This is a genomic window from Cupriavidus sp. F041 (genome assembly GCF_057814235.1).
On sequence record NZ_JBVASY010000003.1, the window covers coordinates 173,415 to 198,596 of the forward strand.

General features: G+C 64.6%; 19 protein-coding genes. 14 read left to right on the forward strand and 5 right to left on the reverse strand.

Annotation, left to right across the window (positions count from 1 at the left end; translation table 11 throughout):
• Positions 1-12: 12 nt before the first annotated feature.
• Positions 13-861, forward strand: a complete 849-nt coding sequence (locus ACZY0R_RS39420; RefSeq protein ID WP_488866752.1) for an enoyl-CoA hydratase/isomerase family protein — start codon at positions 13-15, stop codon at positions 859-861.
• 54 nt (positions 862-915) lie between these two features.
• Here the strand turns inward: ACZY0R_RS39420 and ACZY0R_RS39425 are convergent, their stop codons facing one another.
• Positions 916-2,031 carry a CaiB/BaiF CoA transferase family protein gene (locus ACZY0R_RS39425; protein WP_488866754.1) on the reverse strand — a complete coding sequence of 372 codons (1,116 nt, stop codon included), beginning with the start codon at positions 2,029-2,031 and terminating at the stop codon, positions 916-918.
• A 330-nt stretch (positions 2,032-2,361) separates the two neighbouring features.
• On the opposite strand from ACZY0R_RS39425, the gene ACZY0R_RS39430 reads away from it, so the two are divergent.
• From ACZY0R_RS39430 to ACZY0R_RS39465, 8 genes are all read left to right on the forward strand, one after another.
• On the forward strand, positions 2,362-5,856 hold the full coding sequence (locus ACZY0R_RS39430; RefSeq protein WP_488867310.1) for a pyruvate carboxylase: 3,495 nt from the start codon (positions 2,362-2,364) through the stop codon (positions 5,854-5,856).
• A gap of 217 nt (positions 5,857-6,073) precedes the next feature.
• Complete coding sequence (locus tag ACZY0R_RS39435; protein WP_488866756.1) at positions 6,074-6,904, forward strand: SDR family NAD(P)-dependent oxidoreductase; 831 nt, start codon at positions 6,074-6,076, stop codon at positions 6,902-6,904.
• 102 nt (positions 6,905-7,006) lie between these two features.
• Positions 7,007-7,201, forward strand: coding sequence for a hypothetical protein (locus ACZY0R_RS39440; RefSeq protein ID WP_488866758.1), 195 nt, complete (start codon positions 7,007-7,009; stop codon positions 7,199-7,201).
• Positions 7,202-7,297: 96 nt separating this feature from the next.
• Positions 7,298-8,434 carry an acyl-CoA dehydrogenase family protein gene (locus ACZY0R_RS39445; protein WP_488866760.1) on the forward strand — a complete coding sequence of 379 codons (1,137 nt, stop codon included), beginning with the start codon at positions 7,298-7,300 and terminating at the stop codon, positions 8,432-8,434.
• A 76-nt stretch (positions 8,435-8,510) separates the two neighbouring features.
• On the forward strand, positions 8,511-9,695 hold the full coding sequence (locus ACZY0R_RS39450) for a lipid-transfer protein (RefSeq protein WP_488866762.1): 1,185 nt from the start codon (positions 8,511-8,513) through the stop codon (positions 9,693-9,695).
• 36 nt (positions 9,696-9,731) lie between these two features.
• Positions 9,732-10,172, forward strand: a complete 441-nt coding sequence (locus tag ACZY0R_RS39455; protein WP_488866764.1) for a MaoC family dehydratase N-terminal domain-containing protein — start codon at positions 9,732-9,734, stop codon at positions 10,170-10,172.
• A 16-nt stretch (positions 10,173-10,188) separates the two neighbouring features.
• On the forward strand, positions 10,189-10,605 hold the full coding sequence (locus ACZY0R_RS39460; protein WP_488866766.1) for a MaoC family dehydratase: 417 nt from the start codon (positions 10,189-10,191) through the stop codon (positions 10,603-10,605).
• Positions 10,606-10,811: 206 nt separating this feature from the next.
• Positions 10,812-11,786 carry a Bug family tripartite tricarboxylate transporter substrate binding protein gene (locus tag ACZY0R_RS39465; protein WP_488866768.1) on the forward strand — a complete coding sequence of 325 codons (975 nt, stop codon included), beginning with the start codon at positions 10,812-10,814 and terminating at the stop codon, positions 11,784-11,786.
• Between the two features lie 167 nt (positions 11,787-11,953).
• On the opposite strand, the gene ACZY0R_RS39470 is transcribed toward ACZY0R_RS39465, so the two are convergent.
• The 3 genes from ACZY0R_RS39470 to ACZY0R_RS39480 form a co-directional block, all read right to left on the reverse strand.
• A complete protein-coding gene (locus ACZY0R_RS39470) occupies positions 11,954-12,781 on the reverse strand; it encodes a hypothetical protein (RefSeq protein ID WP_488866770.1) in 828 nt (275 codons plus the stop codon).
• Positions 12,782-12,854: 73 nt separating this feature from the next.
• Positions 12,855-13,853: a tripartite tricarboxylate transporter substrate binding protein gene (locus ACZY0R_RS39475; protein ID WP_488866772.1), complete on the reverse strand. Its 999-nt coding sequence runs from the start codon at positions 13,851-13,853 to the stop codon at positions 12,855-12,857.
• Between the two features lie 410 nt (positions 13,854-14,263).
• Positions 14,264-16,969, reverse strand: a complete 2,706-nt coding sequence (locus ACZY0R_RS39480) for a winged helix-turn-helix domain-containing protein (protein ID WP_488866774.1) — start codon at positions 16,967-16,969, stop codon at positions 14,264-14,266.
• Positions 16,970-17,482: 513 nt separating this feature from the next.
• Here ACZY0R_RS39480 and ACZY0R_RS39485 point away from each other — a divergent pair.
• The 5 genes from ACZY0R_RS39485 to ACZY0R_RS39505 all read left to right on the forward strand — a co-directional run bounded on the left by ACZY0R_RS39485 (position 17,483) and on the right by ACZY0R_RS39505 (position 24,798).
• A complete protein-coding gene (locus ACZY0R_RS39485; RefSeq protein WP_488866776.1) occupies positions 17,483-19,054 on the forward strand; it encodes a long-chain-fatty-acid--CoA ligase in 1,572 nt (523 codons plus the stop codon).
• 240 nt (positions 19,055-19,294) lie between these two features.
• Positions 19,295-20,725, forward strand: coding sequence for an aldehyde dehydrogenase family protein (locus ACZY0R_RS39490; protein ID WP_488867312.1), 1,431 nt, complete (start codon positions 19,295-19,297; stop codon positions 20,723-20,725).
• Positions 20,726-20,831: 106 nt separating this feature from the next.
• Positions 20,832-22,385, forward strand: a complete 1,554-nt coding sequence (locus tag ACZY0R_RS39495; RefSeq protein WP_488866778.1) for a hypothetical protein — start codon at positions 20,832-20,834, stop codon at positions 22,383-22,385.
• A 150-nt stretch (positions 22,386-22,535) separates the two neighbouring features.
• On the forward strand, positions 22,536-23,624 hold the full coding sequence (locus ACZY0R_RS39500) for a Zn-dependent alcohol dehydrogenase (protein ID WP_488866780.1): 1,089 nt from the start codon (positions 22,536-22,538) through the stop codon (positions 23,622-23,624).
• Between the two features lie 232 nt (positions 23,625-23,856).
• The gene (locus ACZY0R_RS39505; protein ID WP_488866782.1) at positions 23,857-24,798 is read left to right on the forward strand and encodes a TauD/TfdA dioxygenase family protein; all 942 of its coding nucleotides are present in this window, start codon (positions 23,857-23,859) and stop codon (positions 24,796-24,798) included.
• Here ACZY0R_RS39505 and ACZY0R_RS39510 read toward each other — a convergent pair.
• Positions 24,776-25,162: a CoA transferase gene (locus ACZY0R_RS39510; protein WP_488866784.1), complete on the reverse strand. Its 387-nt coding sequence runs from the start codon at positions 25,160-25,162 to the stop codon at positions 24,776-24,778. The genes ACZY0R_RS39505 and ACZY0R_RS39510 overlap by 23 nt on opposite strands.
• Positions 25,163-25,182 lie beyond the last annotated feature (20 nt).

Sequence of the window (25,182 nt, forward strand, 5' to 3'; positions counted from 1 at the left end):
AGGAGACAAGCCATGATTCAATCGCCTATCCAGCAGGTCTCGCTACGCGAGTCCCGCCTGACCATCGACAACGGTATCGCCGAATTCAGCCATCAAAGCCCGGCGGTGCGCAATGCACTATCCAGCGCCCTGATGGAAGATTACGAGGACCTGATCCGCCGCATCAACGGCGACCGCAGCGTCCGGGTGCTGATCATCACGGGCTCGGGCGGCAGCTTCTGCGCCGGCGGCGACATCAAATCGATGTGGGAACGACTGTCCAGCACCGACTCCGAATACAACTCGCCCGACTATATGCGGCGCCGGATCGATCGCTCGCAACGCATGTTGAAGCAACTGCGCGAGCTGGATGTGCCGGTGATCGCCGCCGTCGATGGCGCTGCCTACGGCGCCGGCTTCGGTCTCGCGCTGCAGGCGGACATGGTGCTGGCCTCGGACCGCGCCGCGTTTTCCATGTCGTTTGCGCGCGTCGGCGCGGTACCTGACTACGGTACGGCCTACACGCTCCCGCGCATCGTCGGCATGGCCCGGGCCAAGGAGATCGTCCTGACGGCGCGCCGGATCGACGCCCGGGAAGCATTGGCGCTGGGCTTCGTGCTTTCCGTCCATGCGGCGGATGATCTGCTTGCGCAAGCGCGCGCACTCGCTCTGCGTCTGATGGCAGGCCCACGCGAGGCCTTTGGCCTCGCCAAGCACATGCTGAACCTTAGCTACGAAACCGATTATGCCACCCTCGCCTCGCTGGAGGCGTCCGCACAGGGTGTCTGCTTGAGCTCGGCGTATCACCGGGAGGCCGCCACCCGCTTTTCGCAGGGCGAGCCGCCGCTCTATGACTGGGATCGCCCCGCCTCGGCGGCATAGGAACGATGCCAGGCCGGCGACCGCGCTATCCGCCGGTCGCTTTCGCCTCGCCGCTTACGCCGCGCGCCACACCTTGTCCGGCGCGGCGCCGTTCAAGGCCGCCAGGATCTCCTCGCTTTGCTCGCCCCGTTGCGGGATCGGTCCCGGGGAGCGTACCTCACCATCGAAGCGCGGCGCCGGCGACGACTGCAGCAATCCATCACGCTCGAAGTAAATGCCGCGCGCCATGTTGTGCGGATGCGTCGCCGCTTCCTGGGGACTAAGGACCGGGCCAAAGCAAATATCGGTGTTCTCCATCAGCGCGCACCATTCATCGCGCGTCTTGCTGCCGAACACCTCGGTGAAATGCTGGTGCAGTTCCGGCCAGCGCTTGCGATCCCATTGCTGGGTAAAGCGCGGATCGCCCTTGAGGTCAAGCTTGTCCAGCAGCAGTGCATAGAACTGCGGTTCGAGCGAGCCCAGCGTGACAAAGCCGCCATCGGCGCAGCGATAGGTGCCGTAGAAGTGCGAGCCATCGTGAACATTCTCGCCGCGCGCGCCGGTCACGAGTCCCTTGGTGCGGGTGGAGAGGATCAGTTGCAGCATATGCGCCGAGCCATCGACGATCGAGGCGTCCACAACCGTGCCCTTGCCCGTCTCGCGCGCCTTCAGGATGCCTGCGAGCAAACCCACGGCCAAGTAGAGCGCGCCGCCGCCTACGTCGCCAACCAGGGTGATGGCCGAAGACGGCGGCTCTTTCGGCGTGCCGTTGTAGTAAAGCGCGCCCGATAGCGAGATGTAGTTGTTGTCATGGCCGGCGGCCTGGGACATCGGCCCGTTCTGGCCCCAACCCGTCATGCGCCCGTAGACGAGCTTCGGGTTACGCCCCAGGCAAGCCTCCGGCCCCAGGCCGAGGCGTTCCATCACGCCGGGGCGCATGCCTTCGATCAGGGCGTCGGCCCCCTCGATCAGGCGCAGCACCGTTTCACGGCCTTCCGGCGTCTTGAGGTTCGCCACCACCGAGCGCTTGCCGCGATTGAGCAGGCTGGGGCCGGTCGCCGGGCCAGCCCAGCCCGCCGCTTCCTCGCGCTCTACCGCGATCACGTCAGCCCCCAGGTCGGCCAGATGCATGGCGCAAAACGGCCCGGGACCAATTCCGCAAATCTCCACAATCCTGATACCTGACAACATCGCGTCTCCTCTTGGTTGATTCATTCAGGCGGGTAGTCCGTCACTACACCAGCACGACACACAGACTAATACGGCACAGCGCTCCCGACCCCACCCGCATTGAGGAGGGTCATCGGGGACGGAAACACCAGGCCTCGCGAAGCGCACCCCGGAGATTGCGCTTGCAGGCAAGTTCCTCCCCATCTTGGGGGGGCGGGCAGTCAGGGGGGCGCAAGTAGACTGCTTTCCCGGGAGCGCGTGCGCGTCTCCTGCCCTTCGGCCGTGCGCCACACCCGGTGCATTGCCCGCTTCGTTTCCCGACCGCCACCTGCCACCTCATGAAGTACGCCCATCAAATCGCTCCTGATCGCGAACCGCTCGGAGATCGCCATCCGCGTGATGCGCGCGGCTGCGGAAATGCATATCCGCACCGTGGCGATCTATTCGAAGGAAGACCGCCTTGCCTTGCACCGCTTCAAGGCCGACGAAAGCTATCTCGTGGGCGAGGGCAAGAAGCCCTTGGCCGCTTATCTCGATATCGACGATATCCTGCGTATCGCCAGGCAGGCCAAGGTCGATGCCATCCACCCGGGCTATGGCTTCCTGTCCGAGAATCCCGATTTCGCGCAGGCGGTCATCGATGCCGGTATCCGCTGGATCGGCCCGTCGCCCGAGGCGATGCGCACGCTCGGCAATAAGGTAGCGGCGCGCAACGCGGCGCTTGCCGCCGGTGTGCCGGTGATGCCGGCCACCGCCCCGTTGCCGCACGACCTGGAGGAATGCAAACGCCTGGCCGCCACGGTCGGTTATCCCCTCATGCTCAAAGCGAGCTGGGGCGGCGGCGGGCGTGGCATGCGCGTACTGGAAAGCGAGCGCGACCTGGACACGGCGCTGGCGGCCGCCCGCCGGGAGGCGCTCACCGCGTTCGGCAACGATGAGGTCTATGTCGAGAAGCTGGTGCGCAATGCGCGTCACGTGGAGGTCCAGGTGCTGGGCGACACCCACGGCTCGCTGGTCCACTTGTACGAGCGGGACTGCACCGTGCAGCGCCGCAACCAGAAGGTGGTCGAGCGCGCCCCGGCGCCCTACCTCGACGCGGCTGGCCGCGAGGGCCTGTGCGAGTCAGCGCTGCGCCTGATGCGGGCTGTCGGCTACAGCCACGCTGGCACCGTCGAGTTCCTGCAGGATGCCGACACCGGGCAGTTCTACTTCATCGAAGTCAATCCGCGCATCCAGGTGGAACACACCGTCACCGAGATGGTCACCGGCGTGGACATCGTCAAGGCGCAGATCGGCATCACCGAAGGGGGCCGGATCGGCAAGATCGAAGATGACTTTGACAGCCGCGGAACCCTGTTGGCGCGCGGGACCGGCGTGCCGCACCAGGCGGATATCCGGCTCAACGGCCATGCCCTGCAATGCCGCATCACCACCGAAGACCCCGAGAACGGCTTCCTGCCCGATTACGGCCAGCTCACCGCCTACCGCAGCGCGGCGGGCTTCGGCGTACGGCTGGATGCCGGGACCGCCTATGGCGGCGCCGTCATCACGCCCTACTATGACTCGCTGCTAGTCAAGGTCACTACATGGGCGCCCACCGTGCCCGAGTCGATCAGCCGGATGGACCGCGCCCTGCGCGAATTCCGCATCCGGGGCGTGGCTTCCAACCTGCAGTTCCTCGAGAACGTCATCAACCATCCGGACTTCGGCAGCAGCAAGGTCACCACGCGCTTTATCGACACCACGCCCGCGCTGCTCGCCTTCACCAGGCGGCGCGACCGCGCCACCAAACTGCTGCGCTACTTGGGCGAACTGGCCGTCAACGGCAACCCCGAGATGAGCGGGCGCACGCCGCCCCAGTTGCCGCTGCCAAAGCCGCTGCGCCCCGATGCGGACATTGCCAGCCCGCCGCCACCCGGCACGCGCGACCGCCTGCGAGAGCTGGGACCGGAGAAATTCTCCCGCTGGATGCTGGAACAGAAGCAGGTCTTGCTGACCGACACCACCATGCGCGACGCGCACCAGTCCCTGTTCGCGACCCGCATGCGCACCGCCGATATGCTGCCTATCGCCCCCTTCTATGCGCGTGAGCTGCCGCAGCTGTTCTCGCTGGAATGCTGGGGTGGCGCCACCTTCGACGTGGCGCTGCGCTTCCTGAAGGAAGACCCGTGGCAGCGCCTTGCGCAACTGCGCGAGCGGGTGCCGAATATCCTGTTCCAGATGCTGCTGCGCGGATCGAACGCGGTGGGCTACACCAACTACGCCGACAACGTGGTGCGCTTCTTCGTCCGGCAGGCGGCCAGCACTGGCATCGACCTCTTCCGCGTGTTCGACTCGCTCAACTGGGTGCGCAATATGCGCGTGGCGATCGACGCTGTGGGCGAGAGCGGCGCCCTGTGCGAAGGGGCGATCTGCTACACCGGCGACCTGCTCGACGGGGCTCGGCCCAAATACGACCTCAAGTATTACGTGGGCATCGCGCGCGAGCTGCAGCGCGCCGGCGTGCATGTGCTGGGCATCAAGGACATGGCCGGCATCTGCCGCCCGCAGGCCGCCGCTGCCCTGGTCAAGGCGCTCAAGGAAGAGACCGGTTTGCCGATCCACTTCCATACGCACGACACCAGCGGGATCTCCGCTGCTGCCGCGCTGGCGGCGATCGGCGCTGGCTGCGACGCGGTGGACGGCGCGCTGGATGCCATGAGCGGGCTGACTTCGCAGCCCAACCTGTCGAGCATGGCCGCCGCGCTGGCCGGCAGCCCGCGTGATCCGGGCCTGAGCCTGGAGCGCCTGCATGAGGCCTCGATGTACTGGGAAGGCGTGCGCCGCTACTACGCACCCTTCGAGTCCGAGATCCGCGCCGGCACCGCCTACGTCTACCGCCACGAAATGCCCGGCGGGCAGTACACCAACCTGCGCGAACAGGCACGCTCGCTCGGCATCGACCATCGCTGGACGGAGGTCTCGCGCGCCTATGCGGACGTGAACCGCATGTTTGGCGATATTGTCAAGGTCACCCCGACCTCCAAGGTGGTGGGCGACATGGCACTGATGATGGTGGCCAACGACCTGAGCGCGGCGCAAGTGAGCGAACCCGCACGCGACGTAGCCTTTCCCGAATCGGTGGTGTCGCTGTTCAAGGGCGAGCTCGGCTTTCCGCCGGACGGCTTCCCGGCCGAGTTGTCGCGCAAGGTGCTCAAGGGCGAGCCCCCGGCGCCCTACCGCCCTGGCGACCACCTGGCCCCGGTCGACCTGGAGCAGGCGCGCGCGCAGGGCGAGGCCGCCTGCGAGCACGGGCTCGACGACCGCCAGCTGGCTTCCTACTTGATGTATCCCAAGCAGACCACTGAGTACTTCCAGCACCGCCGCGCCTATGGCGATACGTCCGTACTGCCGACGCAGTCCTTCTTCTATGGCCCGCAGCCGCAAGAGGAGGTGGCAGTCGAGATCGCACCGGGCAAGACGCTGCTGATCACGCTACAAGGCGCGCATCCCGACGCCGATAACGGCGTCGTCAAGGTCCAGTTCGAACTGAACGGCCAATCGCGCACGGCGCGTGTCGAGCGCCGCATCGCGGCGCAATCCGAACAGGCCCGCAAGGCGCGCCCCTCGGCCGACCCGTCCAATCGGCTGCATATCGCCGCACCCATGCCGGGCGCGGTGGTGACAGTCGCGGCCCAGCCGGGGCAGCGGGTGGCAGCCGGCAGTGCGCTGGTCTCCCTGGAAGCCATGAAGATGGAGACGCACATCGTCGCCGAACGAGACTGTGAAATCTTGGCAGTGCATGTCCGCCCGGGCGACCGCATTGCGGCAAAGGACCTGCTGATCGAACTGAAGGGTACGTCCTGAGCAGGGGGGCGCTGATTGCTGCGGTACGGAAATTAACCTCCCCCCCCAATTCGAGAGGGTTGCGAAGCCGGACAGGCCGGTACGCTGAGATCTGTCGGCGCTGCACGCCGCCATGGAAACAGCGTGCAAGGCGGCCGGATGGCGCTGGAGGACCTAAGAGACGCCGCCGACCCATCGCGGCGCCATATCAATCAAGCATGAACCGGAGACTGAAACAATGAAAAAGCTCAATGGCAAGGTTGCCCTGGTAACGGGTTCGGGACGCGGTATCGGCCGCAGCGTGGCGCTGAAGCTCGCCGCCGACGGCGCGCGCGTCGTGGTCAACGACCTGGACGCCGAACCGGCGCACGCGGTGGTTGAAGAGATCCGCAAGCTCGGCGGCGAGGCCGTGGCCTGCGTCGGCAGCGTCACCGCCCCCGACTTCGCCGAACGCTTCGTCAAGACCGCGGTGGAGAACTACAAGGGCATTGACATCATCGTCAACAATGCCGGCTACACCTGGGACAACGTGGTGCAGAAGATGAGCGACGAGCAGTGGTACGCCATCATGGACTGCCACCTGACCGCGCCGTTCCGCATCCTGCGCGCCGCTTACCCGGTGATCAGCGCGGCTGCCAAGGCCGAGGCGGCCGAAGGCAAGGAAGTCTTCCGCAAGATCGTCAATATCTCCTCGGGCGCCGCCGGCGGCAACCCTGGCCAGATCAACTATTCGTCGGCCAAGGCCGGCATCCTGGGCATGACCAAGACCATCGCCAAGGAGTGGGGCCGCCTGAAGGTCAACGTCAATGCCGTGGCCTTCGGCCTGATCGAGACGCGCCTGACCGAAGCGCTGGCCGGCAGCGAGAGCAAGACCGTGAACATCGAAGGCCGCGAGATCAAGGTCGGCGTGCAGAAGGCCATGCTCGACGGCGCCGCCACGCGGATCCCGCTGGGCCGTGCCGGCACGGTCGAGGAAGCGGCCGGTGCCGTCTACCTGTTCTGCACCCCCGAGTCCAACTATGTCTCCGGCCAGGTACTTGTCTGCGGCGGCGGCAACGGCGCGGTCTGACGCGCTCCTGTGCCGTACCGTGCGTGCGCGGGGTACGGCCAGGGCAAACGCCGCCTGGCCTGCGCGACCGGCTTGCCGGCCCGGGCACGAGGAGAGAACGAGATGAATGAGAAGTCGAATGCCGACGGAAAGCGTCTGTTTGAGCCGCCCGATCCAATGTCGGCCAGCAAGCCTTCGCGTAGCAAGCCGCACGCACCGCCCAGCGGTAGCGTAGCAGCAAAGTTCGCCCAGGAAAGCCATGCCAACCCTGCCGAGCGGGAGTTGTACGACGGCATTGCCGTGCGGGGATACAACTAGTCCGTTGAGTGATTGAAATAGGGTTTCGACCAGTATAGGCCCATCCGGGCTCCCTGCGACCCCCAACACCTACACGTCTTTTGCCAGGAATCAAATATGGAAGTCCACCGCAGTGTTTATCGTGAGGATCACGAGCAGTTCCGCACTACCGTGCGCCGCTTCTTGGAGCGCGAGTGCGCGCCACGCCAGGAGCAGTGGCTCGTGGAGGGCATCGTTGACCGCGAGACCTGGCTGAAGGCCGGGCGCGAAGGCCTGCTCTGCACCGCGCTGCCGACCGAATACGGCGGCGGCGGCGGCGACTTTGGCCACGCGGCCGTCATCGCCGAGGAAATGGCCTACACCGGTGTCAGCATATCGTTCGGCCTGCACTCGGACATCGTTGCCCCGTACATCGCACGCCTCGGCACCGAGGAGCAGAAGCAGCGCTGGCTGCCGAAGGTCTGCAGCGGCGAGACTATCCTGGCCGTGGCCATCACCGAGCCAAGTGGCGGCTCGGACGTCAAGGCCTGCCGCACCACCGCAGTGCGCGACGGTGATGAGTGGGTCATCAACGGCAGCAAGACCTTCATCTCCAACGGTTTCATCTCCGACATGGTGATGGTGGTCTGCAAGACCGACCCCGCCGCCGGCGCCAAGGGCGTCAGCCTGATCATGGTCGAGACCAACCGCGAGGGCTTCCGCCATGGCCGCAAGCTGCACAAGGTGGGCATGCACTCGCAGGATACCGCCGAGCTGTTCTTCGACGACGTGCGCGTGCCGGCCACAAACTTGCTGGGCGAGGTGAACAAGGGCTTCCCCTACCTGATGCACGACCTGGCCCAGGAGCGCTTCATCATCGCCGTGGGCGCCGCAGCCAAGGTCGAGCGCCTGCTGGAGCAGACCCTCGAGTACGTCAAGGACCGCAAGGCCTTCGGCCAGACCGTGTGGGACTTCCAGAACACCAAGTTCAAACTGGCGGACATCAAGGCCCAGTCGGTGGCGCTGCGCACCATGGTCGACTACTACCTCGGCGAACACATGCGCCGCCGCCTGACCGGGGAGGAAGCTGCCATCGCCAAGTTGTACTCCACCGAGACGATGTGGAAGTGCATCGACGACATGGTGCAACTGCATGGCGGCTACGGCTACATGCTCGAATACCCGATCGCGCGCGCCTTCGTCGACACGCGTATAGCGCGCGTCTACGGCGGCAGCAACGAAGTCATGCGGGACATCATTACGCGCAAGCTCTGAGCCGGAATCCGGCCATTCAGGCAAAGCGGGGCCCGCGCCCTGCGCGCCATCATCGAACCCTCCAAGGAGAGAGACTGTGACCAATAAAGTGTATGTTGCCGGCGTGGGCATGGTGCCCTTCAGCAAGCCGGGTACTAGCGCCCCCTATGACGTAATGGCCGGAGACGCGGCCAACATGGCCCTGGCGGACGCCGGCATCGACTATCAGGATGTGCAGCAGGCCTTCGCCGGCTATGTGTATGGCGATTCCACCTGCGGCCAGAAGGCGCTGTACCGGGTCGGCATGACCGGCATCCCGGTGGTCAACGTCAATAACAACTGCTCGACCGGTTCCTCGGCGCTGTTCCTTGCGCGCCAGCTAGTGGAAAGCGGCGCGGTGGACTGCGCGCTGGCCGTAGGTTTCGAACAGATGAACCCGGGCGCGCTGAAATCGCCCTGGACAGACCGCCCCGGCGCGATGGAGCATTTCCAGACGCAGGCCGATGCGCTGCTCGGCCAGATCGAAGTGCCGAACGCGCTGCGCCTGTTCGGCGGCGCCGGCCAGGCCCATATGCGCAAGTACGGCACCAAGCTGGAAACCTTCGCCAAGATCCGCGCCAAGGCCAGCCAGCACGCAGCGCGCAATCCGCTTGCGGTGTTCCGCAATGTCGTCACGACCGAGGACGTGATGGCCGACAAGGTGATGTGGCCCGGCGTGCTGACCCGCCTGATGGCATGCCCACCGACTTGCGGCGCCGCTGCCGCGCTGATCGTCTCGGAGAAGTTCGCGCGCGCCAAGGGCCTGCGCACCGATGTGCGAATTGCCGGTCAGGCCATGACAACCGATCCGGCCAGCACCTTCGACGCCAATGACATGATCCGCCTGGTCGGCTTCGATATGGCCAGGAAGGCCGCGGGCATCGCCTACGAACAAGCCGGCATCGGCCCGCGGGATGTCGATGTGGTCGAACTGCACGACTGCTTCGCCCAGAACGAACTCCTGACCTACGAGTCGCTCGGCCTGTGCGGCGAGGGCGAAGGCGAGAAGATGGTCAACGACGGCGACAACACCTACGGCGGACGCTACGTGACCAATCCCTCGGGTGGCCTGCTCTCCAAGGGGCATCCGCTCGGCGCCACCGGTCTGGCGCAATGCTTCGAGCTGGTCCACCAGTTGCGCGGCACCGCGGCAGACCGGCAGGTCGCCAACGCACGCGTGGCCTTGCAACACAACCTCGGCCTGGGCGGCGCCTGCGTGGTGACCGTCTACCAGAAGAACTGATTTCCGTACGCCCCCAATTGAACCGGATACATCGACATGATTGACAAGAAAATCATCGGCATGACTTTCCCGCCGCTGCACGTCGCCGCGGAGGCCGGCCAGCTGCGTTTCTTTGCGAAAGCCATCGGCGAAACCAACCCCATCTACTTCGACGAAGCCGCCGCGCATGACGCCGGCCATCCCGCGTTGCCGCTGCCGCCCACATTCCTGTTTTCACTGGAACTGATGCGGCCGCCCAGCAACTGGCGCGAGGAAGCCGGCATCGAACTGGCACGCGTGCTGCACGGTGAGCAACAGTTCACCTATCACCGCATGGCCTACGCCGGCGACACGCTCACCTTCGAGAGCAAGATTACCGACGCGTACGAGAAGAAAGGCGGCGCGTTGTCGTTCCTGGTGCGCGAGAGCCGCGTCACCAACCAGCGCGGCGAACACATCGCCGACGTGCGCAACGTGCTGGTACACCGCAACGGATAATCGGGAGAACTGAACCATGACCATGCCCAGCTTCGACACCCTCAAGGTCGGCGACGTGCTGCCGCCCCTGGCACTGCCGCCGATCGACCGCACCACGCTGGCGCTGTTTGCCGGCGCCTCCAACGACCATAACCCGATGCATATCGACATCGACTTCGCCCGCAAGGGACGCATGCCGGACGTGTTCGCGCACGGCATGCTGTCGATGGCCTATCTCGGACGCCTGTTGACGCAGTGGGTCAGCCAGGCCCAGGTGCGCGAGTTCAATGCGCGCTTTGCCGGCATCACCCACCTCGGCCACCGGATCACCTGCTCCGGCAAGATTATCGAGAAATTCGAGGCCGGCGGCGAGCGCCGCGTCAAGTTGCAGATCCAGACGGCCAACCAGTACGGCGAAGTGAAGATTCTCGGCGACGCCGTCGTGGCGCTGTGAGTCCAGGGCCGCTCTCGCCGCGTGATCGCCCGACGGCAAAGAGCGGCCCGCAGCAAGCATGACCGCGCCCCGCCGCCGCCTCGGCGTGGCGGTGGGGCCGGATAGCGGAAGCAATGCAGCGCAGCAGTAAAGGCACACTGCCGCGCTATTGGCGCGGCAACCCAAACACACCGAGAGCCAAAAGGCTCCGCCGAGGAGACATTGCCATGCTGAAGTCACTGATTACCACGCTTGCGCTCGCGATCGCCGCCAGCCCCGCGAGCGTCAACGCATCCGACCTGCCCTATCCATCCAGGCCCATCACCTTTGTGCTGCCCTATCCGGCCGGAGGCGCCTCCGACAGCCTCACGCGCGCGATGGCCGAGGAGATGGGAAAGAAGCTTGGCCAGCCGGTCATTGTTGAAAACCGGCCGGGCGCGGCCGGCGCGATCGGTACCAACTACGTGGCCAAGGCACCTGCGGACGGGTACACCGTCCTGGTCACGCTGACCCAGTCAATCCTGAACAATCAGCTCCTGTTCAGCAAACTCCCCTACGACACCCGCAAGGAACTGGCGTTCATCTCGGAACTCTTCACCGGAAATGTGGTGCTGGTGGTCAATCAAAGCCTGCCGGTGAGGAATGTAAAGGAACTGCTGGAGTATTGCGCGCAGAACAGGGGGACTTATGGCTCGTGGGGCATCGGTTCCTATGCCCACCTGGCTGGCGGCTATCTTGGGCAGAGCCGAAACCTGAACCTGACCCATGTGCCCTACAAGGGCGAAGCGCCGGAACTCCAGGACATCATCGGTGGCCAGTTGACCTTCGCCTTTGGCTCGATCGGTGGCACGCGGCCGTTCGTCGAGGCGGGCAAGCTGCGGGCACTTGCCGTCTCGGGCGAACAGCGCATGAAAGGCTTGCCGAATGTGCCCACCTTTGCTGAAGCCGGGATCAACGGCCCGGAATTCAAGCCAAACGGGTCAGTCGTGATGATGGCGCCCATCGCCACGCCCGCGCCGATTCTGGCCAGGCTGGAGAAAGAAGCGCGCGCGGCAGTCGATACGCTCCAGGTACGTGCACGCCTGCAGACCTACGGCCTGGAGCCGCTTGGCACTGACGCCAGGCGGGCGCGTGAAAACTATGACGCGCTGTACCCGGTCCAGGAACGCCTGATCAAGTTGACCGGGGCAAAGCTGGACTGACGCCCTGGCGCGGCCAGCCCCGTCTTCCTTCTTGTCCACTGGCGCGCCACTCGGGCGCCAGACTCTTTCGCCTCACCGGTTTCCCGGTCGCCGGAACCAGCGACACTCGCGCTATCTTCCGTCCCGCCCCCCTTTGCGCCGTTTCCTGCCCCAGGGAACTGCCGGCGCTACAGCTCCGTGCCTACTCGTAGCGTCGTCCTGGCGGGGGTTGCTGCGGACGCGCGCGACCAGCTCAGCGAGGCATGCCACGCCAGCCGCGCAACCCGTTCGGCGCTGCAACCGAATCGATCGCGGAAGGCCACATCCAGGCGTTCGAACGAGGCAAAGCCATGCCCCAGCGCCATCTCCCGGGACGAGAAGCGCCCGCTGGCGAGTTTCAGCAGCACGCGCATCAAGCGCTGTTCGCGCACGATATCGGTCAGCGCCGAGCCTTCCCGGAACAAATGGCGACAGAATTCGCGCGCCGGCAGATTCAGGGCGTCCGCCGCGTAGCGGACCGACCACGGGGCGCCCGGATCCTGGAATACGGCCCTGGCCAGTTGCAAAGTCGAAGGCCCTGCAATGTGGCTTTGCCAGGGAGCCGGCATCGCCATCCGGCCTGCGTGCTCGGCATGTGGCGGCGGCTGATGCGCTTCGTCTTGCACCACCAGATGCAGCTCCTTGCCGCCCCGCAGATCGATGACCGGGGCACCTTCGCAATGGAATAGCTGATAGGCGGGAACACGAACGGTTGCCCCTTCGGGCAACAGACCGGTGCGCCGGCCGCTGGCCAGATGGAATTCGCCTCTCAGGCAGACGATGTCCACCGGGAACGGCAGCCGCAGGTTGCGCAGATAAAGCCCGGCATATGGCGCGCACCCTGACGCCGAGGACATGATCGACGCCGCCGACGATGCGAAGCCGACGTTGCGCGCCGATGCTGGCGCGCGCTCGTCAGCCGTCTCAAATTCCGCAACTACCATGGCGACGGCGGCTCCGCCCGGATGCTGCCGCATGCGCGAGGCTTCACGTCAACAATCTGCCAATTCATGTACTGCCTTTTCATTCCCGATTTCAAGTCACGCGTCCTTAGTCGAGCCGGACGTCGGCTGAGCGGATCAGTTCGCCCCAGTAGACCTGGTCGCGCCGGACCACCTCGGAGAACGCCGCCGGTGTACTGCCCTTGAGCAGGATGCCTGCCTCCAGCATGCGCGCGCGCAGGGCCGGATTTTCCAGCGCCTTGTTGACGTCGGCCGAGATCGTCTGGACAAGGGATGGCGGCGTGGCCGCCGGTGCGAACATCCCGAACCAGCCGGTCCGATCCATCCCGGAAAAGCCCGCCTCCTGGAAGGTGGGAACATCCGGAAGCAAAGACGAACGGTTCATGCCGCCAACCGCCAGCGGGCGCAGCTTGCCGGTGCGCACGTGCTGGCGGGCCGTGACCGCGGCTACCAGCCCCACTTGCACCTGGCCACCGAGCAGGTCGGTCATCAAGGGCGCTTCTCCCTTGTAGGGGACATGCGTAAGCGCCACCTTGGCATTGCGCCCGAACACTTCCATTTGCAGGTGGCTGCTCGACCCCAGGCCGACGGTGCCATAGGGCAAGGGCTTGCCGAGTTTCTGCGCGTACTCGGCAAGCCCTTTCATGTTGGTCACCGGCAAGTCGGGATGTACCACCAAGGTCTGGTGGATGGTTGCCAGTTCCGAGATAGCCGCCAGATCGCGCACCGGGTTGTAAGGTGCCTTGCCATACAGCAAAGGCGTCTGCACCACGCTGGTCAGTGCCATCAGCAGGGTGTGGCCGTCCGGCTCGGCCTTGACGACCATGTCCGCGGCGATCATGCCGCCCGCCCCCGGGCGGTTGTCGACCACCACGGCCTTGCCCCAGATGCCGGCCAGTGCTTCGGCCAGCGCCCTGGCGAACTGGTCGCCGGTGCCGCCCGCGCTATAGGGCCACACGAGCCGCACCACGCGCTTGGGGAAGGCGGACGGCTGCGCGAGCGCGGTGCCGGTAGTCAGCCCCGTCAGCGTTGCGGCTGCGGCTCCCTTTGCCAGTTGCCGCAATACGCGGCGTCTTGCCTGTTGCATCCTATGTCCCTCCGGGCATTGGCGTCTCCGATACGAGATCGCTTCATTTTTGCTGGTGCGCCGGGCGCGCCTTCGAACGGGCGCGCCCGGCCGGTAGTGCGGCTCGGCCGAATCCGCACCGTCAAATCGAACAGAAAGGCTCCGGCCAGGTGGCCGGAGCGAAAAGCCCGTCGGCACCGACAGCCGGAGAGCATGGAGATCGTTGGGCGGATGCAGCCGATAGCCAGCCTCCGGCCGGCACCCTGTCCGCTGGCTCCGCAGACGGGACGCATGCGGATTCTTGTCTTGAGCAGACGTCCTGAGCGGACATCTTGTACGAACGGCTAGAGCATAGGCCAACGGTGTGGGCATCAACCCACTCGCGAAGGGTGGGTCGCCGCAACCATCCACACCGGATGCGACCGGGCCCTTCAGCCATGATCGGCACCAAGGCCCAGCTTGCGCGCGGCAACGAAGGCCTCGTAGCGGCTCGAAACATCGAGCTTGTTGAAGATCATCCTGAGGTTCCACTTGACGGTCTGGACGCTGATGTTCAGCGTGAGCGCAATCCGTTTGTTTGACATGGCCTGCTCCAGCAACGCCACGATCTCCTGCTCGCGCCGGGTCAGCACGGAGCACTCGGCCGCCGTGGCTGGCACTGGCGAAGTCGGCGCATCCCTGGCGGCCTGAGCGCCATCTGGCGCAACGCCGGTCCCCGCCCCGGTCAGCCGGGTAAGGTAAGAGCACATTGCATCGCCGCAGCCGCTGGCCAGGCGCTGCAGCATGGCCACCGTCCTTGTCCCTTCATCCATGACGGTCCGCACCAGCCCCAGACGGTATCCCGCGGCGAGCGCCGCGCGCAGGTATTTGGTTGCCTCGGACTCGCGTCCCAGCTCTTCCAGCGCCCTTGCCTCAAGCAAATCGGCACTCACCAGGAACGCACCCCTGCCGTACTGCGCAGCGGTGCCACGCACCGTCGCCAGCGCTTGCAGCGCCTTCTTCGGCTGGTGCCGGGCCAGCGCAAGACGGGCACGCGAGCCTGCCGCGAGCATGCCGATCTCGGCATCGCGCGGGCTGGTACCCGCATGGCACTGCGCAAAATCGTCAAGCGAAGCCTGCAGGCATTCAGCATGGCGCAGGTCGCCATCTCCGAGCGCAATGCGCAACTGCTCAGCTACCAGATGCGCCGCGCAACGATCGATGCCGAGGTTGCGCAGATGCGCCTCTTGCTCGACAAGATAGTTCACGGCCTGGCCTCGCATGCCGTCCGCCAGCAGCAGCCTGGCGTGACACAGTGCCACACGAAGCATGATGTCAGGGGACGAAATGCGCAGCATGTCAAGGCGGTTTGCCAGCAGCTCGCGCGCACCATCGAGCCGATCCAGCTCATATAGCGTGTCGGCCAGCACAGCCGCGCACATGCAAGCGCTGACCGAGCGGCGGCCGTAGCGTGCTTCCGCCTGCTCGAGCGCACTTGCGCTGATCCGCTCGGCCTCATCTGGCTTTCCTTCCAGCAGGCAACCGCCGGCCATGGCGGCGGCGGCAATCAGCGCCAGCTCGGCAGATGCGATGCGGGTGGCGCGAGCCGCCGGACCGTTGTAGAGGCGACGGGCTTGTGCATGGCGTCCCTCGGCGCTCAAGCAGCGGATGGTCAGGGCAACACGCAAATGCTGCGCCAAGGGATGGCCGAGTCGCGTCTCCTCGAGCGAGCGCAGGAGGATATGCGCACCTTCCACGTCGTCATGCTGCACAGCGAGCATGGCCTTCAGCAAGCCGATTTGCGGCGGATCCTCCGTTGCAGCCCCGGCCGATTCAAACGCAGCGATCCACTTCCCTGCCTTGGACGCACGACCGGTCATGACACAGGCCCAGGCGGCCAGCATTGCGAGACGGGGATGGTGCGAGAGCCGTTCTGGCGGCACGCGATCCACCCAACGCAGGAAGGCGCCGAGCTGGATGATGCTGCTCAATGGCGGCGTGGAGCCCTCCAGCAGTTGCACCACCGGCTCGAAGGCGTCACCCAATAACGCATGGTGCATGGCCTCCGCCAGCGCACCATGCTGCGCAAACCATTGGGCCGCGCGGCAGTGCAGACCGCGCACGTTCACCCCATCCTGCTCCAGGCGCTTGCTCAGGTACTCCGCGAACAATGGGTGGAACCGGTACCAGTGATACTGGTCCTTCGTGTCCACCGGCAGCAGGAAGAGATTACGCGCATCGATTGCCGCGATCATCTCGGCCGCCCGCGCAAACTCGGTGACATATGCCGCCACCTCCGGACTGAAGCGGCGCAGCACCGAGACACGCAGCAGGAAGGCGAACAGATCTGGCGGCAAATCCGCAATCACGTCCTCGGACAAATAAGCCGCGAGATCTACGCTCTTTGGGCCCAGCGAACGCGGCCGCCAGCGAGCGCGGGGACTTGCCTTTAGCGAGATCGATACCAGTTGCAAGCCGATGGCCCAGCCGTCGGTCAGGTCATGAATGCGCTTGGCGGTATCGAGATCGACCTTCGGATCCAGGTGGACCCTCAGGAAGGAAAGCGCATCCTGGAAATCGAACAAAAGCTCCGCGCTGCGAACCTCTGTCAACTCGCCCATAGCGCGCAGCCGCCCGAGCAGCAACGGAGACGCGGCGCGGGAAGCCAGCGTCAGATGCAGGCTGGGCAAAGTGGCATCGACCAATGCCTGCATCAGGGCGATGGTGGCGGCGTCCGTGATGTGATGCACATCGTCGATCAGCAGGTACAACTCCCTCTGGCTGCGCGCCAATGCGTTGACAAGGATCCGCGCCACGTCATGAGGGGCACGCTCCGACGCGCCGGGCATTGCCTGATCCCCATCGGGCAACAGGCCTGCCCGTTGCAACGCGGCGTGCAAGGTAGCACAGAACCGGGGCAGCGCGTTGTCATCGAGAGCAAGCGACAGCCACACCACGTCCGCACCCGACTTGACGAGTTCCCGGCGCCACTGCGCCATCAGCATGGTCTTGCCGAATCCCGCGCTCCCGGTGATAAGCGCCAGCTTTCGGTGCTGCTCCTGCACGAGACGCGTGATCAGGCGATTGCGCGGGATGGTGCGCCTGCCGAGGCGGGGCGTAGCATGCTTGACGGCAACGGGGGACGGTGATGGTTCCATACGGGTTATGTCTCTGGCATTCTCGTCTGACGCGCCGGCACAGCACTGATGCCCGCTGCGCTAATTGCGTGCGCAAGGTGAAGAGGAACGGGTCCGCTGCCGCCGCCCCCTGGTTCCGCTCTCGTGCCCCCCTCCGAAGCACTCCTTTAGGAGTGGGCATCTCATGCCACCACGCTTTAATATGGATTGTCCGAGCACCGTGGAAGGAAGCCTTGGGGGGTTTCCACCATGCGTGGCGGCAGCCTTCATCGCGAAAGCCGGAGCAGCGGCAGCTGCCCGGTATGCTGGCGCCTCATTGGGCGCACCACGGTCAGCGGCACGCGAAGGCATCCTGCATGGTGCGGCGTAGATCGGTCACCCCCCGATTTGGGGTGGTTCAGCCGGTGGTGCCTACGACATACTCTTTTGCATCCGCGAGGCCGCTACTAGCGCCTCCGCGTATCGTATCGATAACGTCAAGACTCCGGTCGGCTGCGTGATGCCGCAGCAAGCGCCGGGGCAACGGAGACAAGCATGTATATGACGCAAGGCCTGCACCGTTCGGCACAACAGCGACCGAACGACGTTGCAGTTCACTTTCAGGGCAAGGCCCTGACTTTTGCACAACTCTCCGATCGCGTCGCAAGACTCGCGGGTGCATTGAGAGGGCTCGGCGTAAAGGACGGCGAGCGCGTGGCAATGCTGTCGATCAATTCGGCGCGCTATCTCGAATACGACATGGCCGTGCCGTGGGCCGGAGGCGTTCTCAACCCCGTCAATATCCGCTGGAGTTCCGCTGAGATCCTGTACGCGCTGAATGACTCCGCCAGCCTGATCCTGATTGTCGACGATACGTTCAAGGCACTCGGAACTAAGCTTGCCAATGAGGCGGGAACAGTACGGCATCTTATCTACACCGGTGACGACGAGACGCCCGCAGGCATGCTCAGCTACGAGCAACTCATCGGGGCTGCCGAGCCCATCGAAGATGCCTGGAGACACGGCGACGACCTGGCCGGCATCTTCTATACAGGCGGCACCACGGGTTTTCCCAAGGGCGTCATGCTAAGCCACAACAATCTTGGCATCTCGGCAATGGCACAGTTGATGACTGGCCGCTGTGGCGCGGATGCGGCCTTCCTGCATGCCATGCCGATGTTCCACCTGGCCAATTTCGCCGCGGTATGCGCACTATTCCTCAGTGGAGGCACCCACGTGGTGATTCCGGCGTTCACCCCGCAGGCCACGCTGGAAGCCATTTCGCGCGATCGCGTAACACAGATCACGCTGGCCCCGACCATGCTCCAGATGCTGCTGGACTGGCTCAAGCAACATCCTGGCGAAGCCGCCCGGTTGGACATGTCCTCACTGAAGCTGATCGGCTACGGCGCGTCACCCATCTCCCAGACCTTGCTGCGGCAAGCGCAGCAGACTTTCCCAGAGGCGGAGTTCGCCCAAGGTTACGGCATGACCGAGCTAGCTCCGCTCGCAACCGTGCTCGGACCTGAGTATCACACCGAAGGAGCTTTCGTGAGCGGCAAGATGCGTGCGGCGGGCAGGCCGCATCTGTGCGTTGAGGTCAAGATCGTCGACGAGTTCGACCGGGAGGTACCGCGCGGCACCGTCGGCGAAATCGCCGTGCGCGGCGGCAATGTCATGCTGGGCTACTGGAACCAGCCCGAGGCCACGGCGCAGGCAGTGCGCGGCGGCTGGATGCATACGGGTGACGGTGGCTACATGGACGAGGAAGGGCTCATCTATGTGGTGGACCGCATCAAGGACATGATCGTCAGCGGCGGCGAGAACATCTACTCCGCTGAAGTGGAAAATGCCATCGCCAGCCAGCCGGCTGTCGGGCAGTGCGCGGTAATTGGCGTGCCCAGCGAAAAATGGGGCGAGTCGGTGCACGCCGTGATCGTTCTCAAGCCAGGCGCGAGCGCAACTGCGGAAGACATCCAGGCGCACTGCCGTGAACGCATAGCCGGCTACAAATGCCCACGCAGCGTGGAATTCCGGGAAGCGCTTCCGCTTTCCAGCGTGGGAAAAATTCTCAAGAACGACCTGCGCAAGCCCTATTGGGAGCAGCAAGGGCGCGGGGTGGCGTAAGCCAGCCGCCGGCCGCTTCCCCTCGGCGCCATCAAGTTTCGATTCGACGCGCGCCAGCTCCTCATCTGATTCTAGTTGCATCGTGCTGCCGAGCGCGGACGCCTTAATGGCGTCACGCGACCGGCGGCTGCCTTGAATCAAGTGCTTGCGATCAACATCCGCGCCGCCAAGGCGGTGCTCCGCATCACCTACGTCCGGCTTTCGAATGGCCGGCAATTCATGTTTCCGGAGACTGTAGCCGTGCATCATCTCAATACCTTCTACATTGGCGGCCAATGGGTCGAGCCCGCGCCCGGTGGCACCGTCGCCGACATCGTCAATCCTGCGACGGAAGCCATTATCGGCACGTTGGCCATGGGACACAGCGATGACGTTGAGCGCGCGGTGCGCGCTGCGCGGGTGGCGCTCCCGGCATGGTCGCGTTCGAGCCGCGAGGAACGCCTCGCCCTGCTCTCCCGTATTGCCGAGCTATACCGCGCACGCATGGACGCGATTGGCGAGGCAATCAGCGCCGAGATGGGTGCGCCGCTGTGGTTCGCCAAGACACGCCAGGCCGGGTTGGGGCTCGGGCAGATCCAGGCGGCCATCGCCGCCCTGCAGGAAACAGAATTTGTCACGACACGCGGCACCACGCGGGTACAGCGTGAGCCCATCGGCGTGGCGGCGCTGATTACGCCGTGGAACTGGCCGGTCGGCGTGATCGCCAGCAAGGTCGGGGCCGCGCTCGCGGCGGGCTGCACCGTGGTACTCAAGCCATCCGAGCTTTCGCCGCTGGACGCGCGTATCTTCGCCGAGATCGTGCATGAGGCCGGCGTACCGGCGGGCGTATTCAACATGCTCTATGGCGAGGGAAAAACCGTGGGTGCCTCGCTGTCCCGCCATCCCGGCGTCGACATGGTGTCGATCACAGGCTCCACGCGTGCCGGTGTGGATGTTGCCATTACCGCTGCTCCGACCGTCAAGCGGGTCACGCAGGAGCTGGGCGGGAAGTCGCCCAACGTGATCCTTGACGACGCGGATCTGCAAAAGGCCGTTTCGAATGGCGTGCTCAGTTGCATGTTCAATTCAGGCCAGACGTGTGCCGCGCCCACACGGATGCTGGTGCCGCGACCGCTGTATGAGCAGGCGGTAGCCATCGCTACGGCCACCGCCACCGCACTGACCGTAGGCGATCCGTCGCTGGCGTCGAGCAAACTCGGCCCTGTCGCGAACCGCGCGCAGTTTGAGAAGGTGCAACGCATGATCGGCGTCGGCATCGAAGAGGGTGCCCGGGTTGTGGCAGGCGGTCCGGGGCGCCCTGAAGGGCTAACCCATGGCTACTACGTACGTCCCACCGTGTTCGCGGATGTGCGCAACGATATGAAGATAGCGCGCGAAGAGATCTTCGGACCGGTCCTTGCGATGATCGTCTACGACACCGAGGAGGAGGCCATCGCCATCGCCAATGACAGCGATTACGGGCTGGCGGCCAATGTCTGGTCTGCCGACCTGGCACGCGCCCAGCGGGTGGCGGCCAGCCTGCAGGCCGGCATGGTCCAGATCAACGGCGCCGGCATGGACCTCAACGTGCCATTTGGCGGCTATAAGACTTCCGGCAACGGCCGCGAGCATGGTGTCTATGGGTTGGCCGAATACCTGGAATACAAGTCAGTGATGGGTTGCGCGCAGTAACGGCGAGGCCTGATCAATGCGCACGAATCCTGCCAGCACCGCAGATTGAAGTACAAACGTTTTTCATCCTATGAAAATCTCAAAAAGATACATCCGGCCATTGCTGATGACGGCAGCCACAACCAGCGTAGCCATCAGCCTTGCCGCGCATGCCACCGCCGACAGCCGGCCGGCCCGTAACCCGTACCTCTCCGCTGAGAAGTACGCCGTTACCCATTTCGATCCTGCCCAGTCCGACCTCTTTCCTTATGCCGTGCCGCGTGGCACGTTCCACGTCGACCTGCGCAAGATGCCGCGGGTTTCGTCTGGCCCGATCAACATCATGACGCTCGCCACAACGTCGCCGAACTATATGTGGGCCGCCTCGAGCGGAGACGTGGCCTATATGGAGACCTCCGGCAATGGCTGGCGCGAGGTCGCGCGGATCAAGCTGCCGGGCGCCAAGGTGCTGCCCGACGGACAACTCGACCAGGTACTCGCGCAGCGGTTCACCGACGTCGCACAGGTGGAGAAGGCTGTCAAGCAGGACCTCGGGCTGAACCAGCGCCGTATCTTCGCCAACGTTTATACCGTGGCCGGCAGCGATGGTGTCCTCTATTCCACCAACCTCGCTGCAATCACGGCGTTCGCCCTGGTTGACCAGAATGATCCCGCCAAGGGCATCAAGATTATCAACACGGTTGATTTCGCGAAGGATCTCGGCAAAGGCGAACATAGTGTCTACCTGAACATGACCTATGACGGCAATCTGGTGGTCGGCTCCCAGCGCTCCATACGGATTGTCGATCGCAGCCTGAAGAAGGTCCTGGGCATGGTCCGGCTCCATGACGATGAGTACGTCACCAATGCTGTTGCGATCGACGACAAGAACGGCATCTACGTCGCGTCCGACAAGCTCATGCGCAAGCTCGTGTGGACAGGGTCCAGGCTCTCCGAAGACGAGGCTGATGGCGCCTGGTCCGCGCCGTACGACATCAGCGACCGGCAGCCGCCTAGCGTCAAGTTCGGTACCGGCACGGGGTCAACGCCGACGCTGATGGGCTTCGGTGACGATCCGGACAAGCTGGTTGTGATCACCGATGGCGCCGACCACATGAAGCTGGTGGCTTTTTGGCGTGACCAGATTCCGGCCGGATGGAAACGGCAGGCAGGCGCAACATCCGATCGCGTCGCCGGGCAGATTCCGGTGACCTGTGGACTATATCCGCTGCCTGAGTTCATCCAGAGCGAACAGTCGGTGGTCGCACGCGGCTACGGCGCGTTCGTGGTCAACAATATCCGCGACAAGGGCGTGGAAGACAGGCTGGTGGACGTCGTGGCCGGCGGCCCCGTGCTGGAGCCGGCACGCGGCGCCGAGCGCTTCGAATGGGACCCGAAGAAGCATGCATGGCGCTCAGTCTGGAAGCGCAATGATGTCGTATCCACCAGCATGGTGCCCACCGTGAGTGGCCCGTCCGGCATCGTGTTCGCCAACGGCTACACAAAGAAGGACGGCTGGGAAGTGACCGGCATGGACTGGGCAACGGGCAAGACCGTTCACCGCACCATCTTTGGGCAGGACAACCTCGGCAACGGTGCTTACGCACTGATCCAGTTCTTCCCCAACGGAGACATGCTGTTCAACAGCATCGGCGGGCCGGTGCGTGTGCCACTGAAATAGAGGGCCAGGAAGGCAATCGCCACCCTGATCTACCGAACATACGAAAGGGCCACATCCACGCTAGCCGGTCAAAGGCAGGCCGGACGGGGCCAAGCGCAACAGAGGTCGTTGCAAGACGATTCCGGTGACGGCCTCGAAATGGAGAGAGATATGAAAGCCGCAGTCCTGCACGCACCCAAAACGCCGCTGGTGATCGAGGACGTCACCATCGCCAAGCCCGGCCCGCGCGAAGTGCTGGTGCGCACCGCAGCGGTGGGCGTGTGCCATTCCGACCTGCATTTCGTCGATGGCACCTATCCTTACCCCATGCCGGTGGTGCTGGGGCATGAGGCTGCCGGTGTGGTCGAGCAAGTGGGCTCCGATGTGCGCACGGTCAAGCCTGGCGATCACGTCATCACCTGCCTGTCGGCCTATTGCGGCCACTGCGAGCACTGCCTGAGCGGGCGGCTGTCGCTATGCGTGGAGCCGGACACGCGCCGGCGCGAGGATGAAGAGCCGCGCCTGCGCGCTCCCCAGGGCGCTGCAATGAGCCAGTTCGTCAATCTGTCTGCTTTTGCCGAACAGATGCTGGTCCATGAGCACGCGCTGGTGGCCATCCGGCGCGACATGCCGCTGGACCGTGCGGCCCTGATCGGCTGCGCCGTCATGACCGGCGCGGGTGCGGCCATCCATACCGCCAAGGTGCGCCCGGGCGAGACCGTGGCAGTGATCGGCTGCGGCGGCATCGGTCTGGCTACCATCAATGGCGCGGCGCTGGCTGGCGCCGGGCGCATCATCGCGATCGACCGGGTACCCGCCAAGCTGGAGCTGGCGCGCCAGTTCGGCGCCACCGATGTGATTGAGGCCAGCAGCGCCGACGCCGTAGAGGCGGTGCGCTCCCTGACCCGCGGCGGCGTGCACTATGCCTTCGAGGCCATTGGCCTGAAGCAAACCGCCGAGCAGGCCTTTGCCATGCTGCGCCGCGGCGGAACCGCCATCGTAATCGGCATGCTCCCACCGGGCGTGAAGATTGAGATCAAGGGCAGCGAGCTCCTCTCGGAAAAGCGTATCCAGGGCTCGGTGATGGGCTCCAACCGCTTTCCGGTGGACATGCCGCGCCTGGTCGACGCCTATATGGCCGGCAAGCTCAAGCTGGACGAACTGATCTCGCGCCGCATGCAGCTGGCAAATATCAACGAGGCGTTCGACGAGCTGCGCCGCGGTGAACTGGCGCGTTCCGTGATCATGTTCAACCAGTAAGATTCAAGTATCGCTAAACAAACCGTCCGTCATGGAGACACGTTGAGCAACAAGGCAGCAAACGGTAATGCGCAGCTGGCGGCGGCGATGTTTGACGACATCGTCGTTTGCGCGGGTTCGACCGGCTGTGCCTATTACACCGAGCCTCCGCCTGGACTCAACGGCCGGCGCAACCGCCGCAAATCCGACCCGGTGGCGCCTGATGCCAGCCCCAAGAAAGAGGAGACACGAGATGCAATCCGCTGTTACTGCTGTTACCCATGTTGCCGCACCCAACTCACCTGAATCCCAGCCAGCTGCAACGAAGGCGACGGACACTGAGAACTGGCCCTTCACTGTCAAGCGCACAACACCGACCATCGGCGCCGAGATCGGCGACGTCGACCTGCGCAATCGGCTAGACGATGCAACTTACTTAGCCCTGCGCCGCGCACTGGTGAAGTTCAAGGTCCTGTTCTTCCGCGACCAGGATCTCTCGCCAGCGCAGCACGTTGCCGTGGCGCGGCGCTTCGGGGAACTGGAAATCCATCCCATGATCGGCCACCATCCGGACCACCCGGAGCTGGTGGTGTTTGGCCGCGACGGCGAGCAGCGCGGCCGTGAGAACCTGTACCACTCCGATGTATCGTGGCGCGAGGTCCCATCGATGGGATCGATGCTGCGTTGCGTGGAGACGCCCGAGGTGGGCGGCGACACCATCTGGGTCAATATGGCGGCGGCCTACGCCAACCTGCCGGAAGACGTGAAAGCGCGCATCGCCCGGCTCCAGGCCGTGCACGATGCAATGCCCACCTTTGGCCAGAGCCTTTCGGATGAGCGGTACGAGATCATGCGCAAGAAGTACCCGCCGACTGTCCACCCCGTGGTACGCACGCATCCGGAAACCGGCGAAAAGGTCCTGTTCGTCAATGAAGGATTCACGACACATCTCGCCAATTTTTCCAAGGAACAGCCGTACCGCATCGGCTCCGACTTCCGGCAGGCCGAAATGGACCTGCTGCAGTACCTCTTCCGCCAGGCCGCCGCGCCCGAGTACCAGGTGCGGCTGAAGTGGCAGAGCAACACGATTGCCTTCTGGGATAACCGCTCCACCCAGCACTACGCCATACAGGACTATTTCCCGGCGGTCCGGCATATGATGCGGGCCACCGTCATCGGCGATCGTCCGGTCTGAGCCAGTCATCCCCCGCTGCGCGCCTGGTATACGTCGAACTGGATTTCAGTGTCAGGGCCAAGCGCCCTCTGGAGACGAACCGCTCCGCGAAATGCTGATGCACATCGGGCCAGGCGTCGCGGTCCCACTGACAGGCGCAGCGCGCGTCCTCGCTCAGGCCAAGTTTCTCAAGCAACAGCGCGTAGAACCGAGGCTCGATGGACCCGACAGTAATGAAGTTGCCATCAGCGCACCGGTAGGTTGAATAGAAGTGCGAACTGTCGTGGATATTGCGAGGGGGGGCCCCATCAATGTAGCCCTTCCTCGTTGTGGAAAGCAGCAGCTGCAACATATGCGCGGAGCCATCCACGATGGCCGCATCCACTACCGTACGCCTCACCAGCC

Coding starts and splice junctions, on each gene's coding strand:
- ACZY0R_RS39420 (WP_488866752.1), top strand. CDS start 13: ATGATTCAATCGCCTATCCAGCAGGTCTCGCTACGCGAGTCCCGCCTG.
- ACZY0R_RS39425 (WP_488866754.1), bottom strand. CDS start 2,031: ATGTTGTCAGGTATCAGGATTGTGGAGATTTGCGGAATTGGTCCCGGG.
- ACZY0R_RS39435 (WP_488866756.1), top strand. CDS start 6,074: ATGAAAAAGCTCAATGGCAAGGTTGCCCTGGTAACGGGTTCGGGACGC.
- ACZY0R_RS39440 (WP_488866758.1), top strand. CDS start 7,007: ATGAATGAGAAGTCGAATGCCGACGGAAAGCGTCTGTTTGAGCCGCCC.
- ACZY0R_RS39445 (WP_488866760.1), top strand. CDS start 7,298: ATGGAAGTCCACCGCAGTGTTTATCGTGAGGATCACGAGCAGTTCCGC.
- ACZY0R_RS39455 (WP_488866764.1), top strand. CDS start 9,732: ATGATTGACAAGAAAATCATCGGCATGACTTTCCCGCCGCTGCACGTC.
- ACZY0R_RS39460 (WP_488866766.1), top strand. CDS start 10,189: ATGACCATGCCCAGCTTCGACACCCTCAAGGTCGGCGACGTGCTGCCG.
- ACZY0R_RS39465 (WP_488866768.1), top strand. CDS start 10,812: ATGCTGAAGTCACTGATTACCACGCTTGCGCTCGCGATCGCCGCCAGC.
- ACZY0R_RS39470 (WP_488866770.1), bottom strand. CDS start 12,781: ATGCGGCAGCATCCGGGCGGAGCCGCCGTCGCCATGGTAGTTGCGGAA.
- ACZY0R_RS39475 (WP_488866772.1), bottom strand. CDS start 13,853: ATGCAACAGGCAAGACGCCGCGTATTGCGGCAACTGGCAAAGGGAGCC.
- ACZY0R_RS39480 (WP_488866774.1), bottom strand. CDS start 16,969: ATGGAACCATCACCGTCCCCCGTTGCCGTCAAGCATGCTACGCCCCGC.
- ACZY0R_RS39485 (WP_488866776.1), top strand. CDS start 17,483: ATGTATATGACGCAAGGCCTGCACCGTTCGGCACAACAGCGACCGAAC.
- ACZY0R_RS39495 (WP_488866778.1), top strand. CDS start 20,832: ATGACGGCAGCCACAACCAGCGTAGCCATCAGCCTTGCCGCGCATGCC.
- ACZY0R_RS39500 (WP_488866780.1), top strand. CDS start 22,536: ATGAAAGCCGCAGTCCTGCACGCACCCAAAACGCCGCTGGTGATCGAG.
- ACZY0R_RS39505 (WP_488866782.1), top strand. CDS start 23,857: ATGCAATCCGCTGTTACTGCTGTTACCCATGTTGCCGCACCCAACTCA.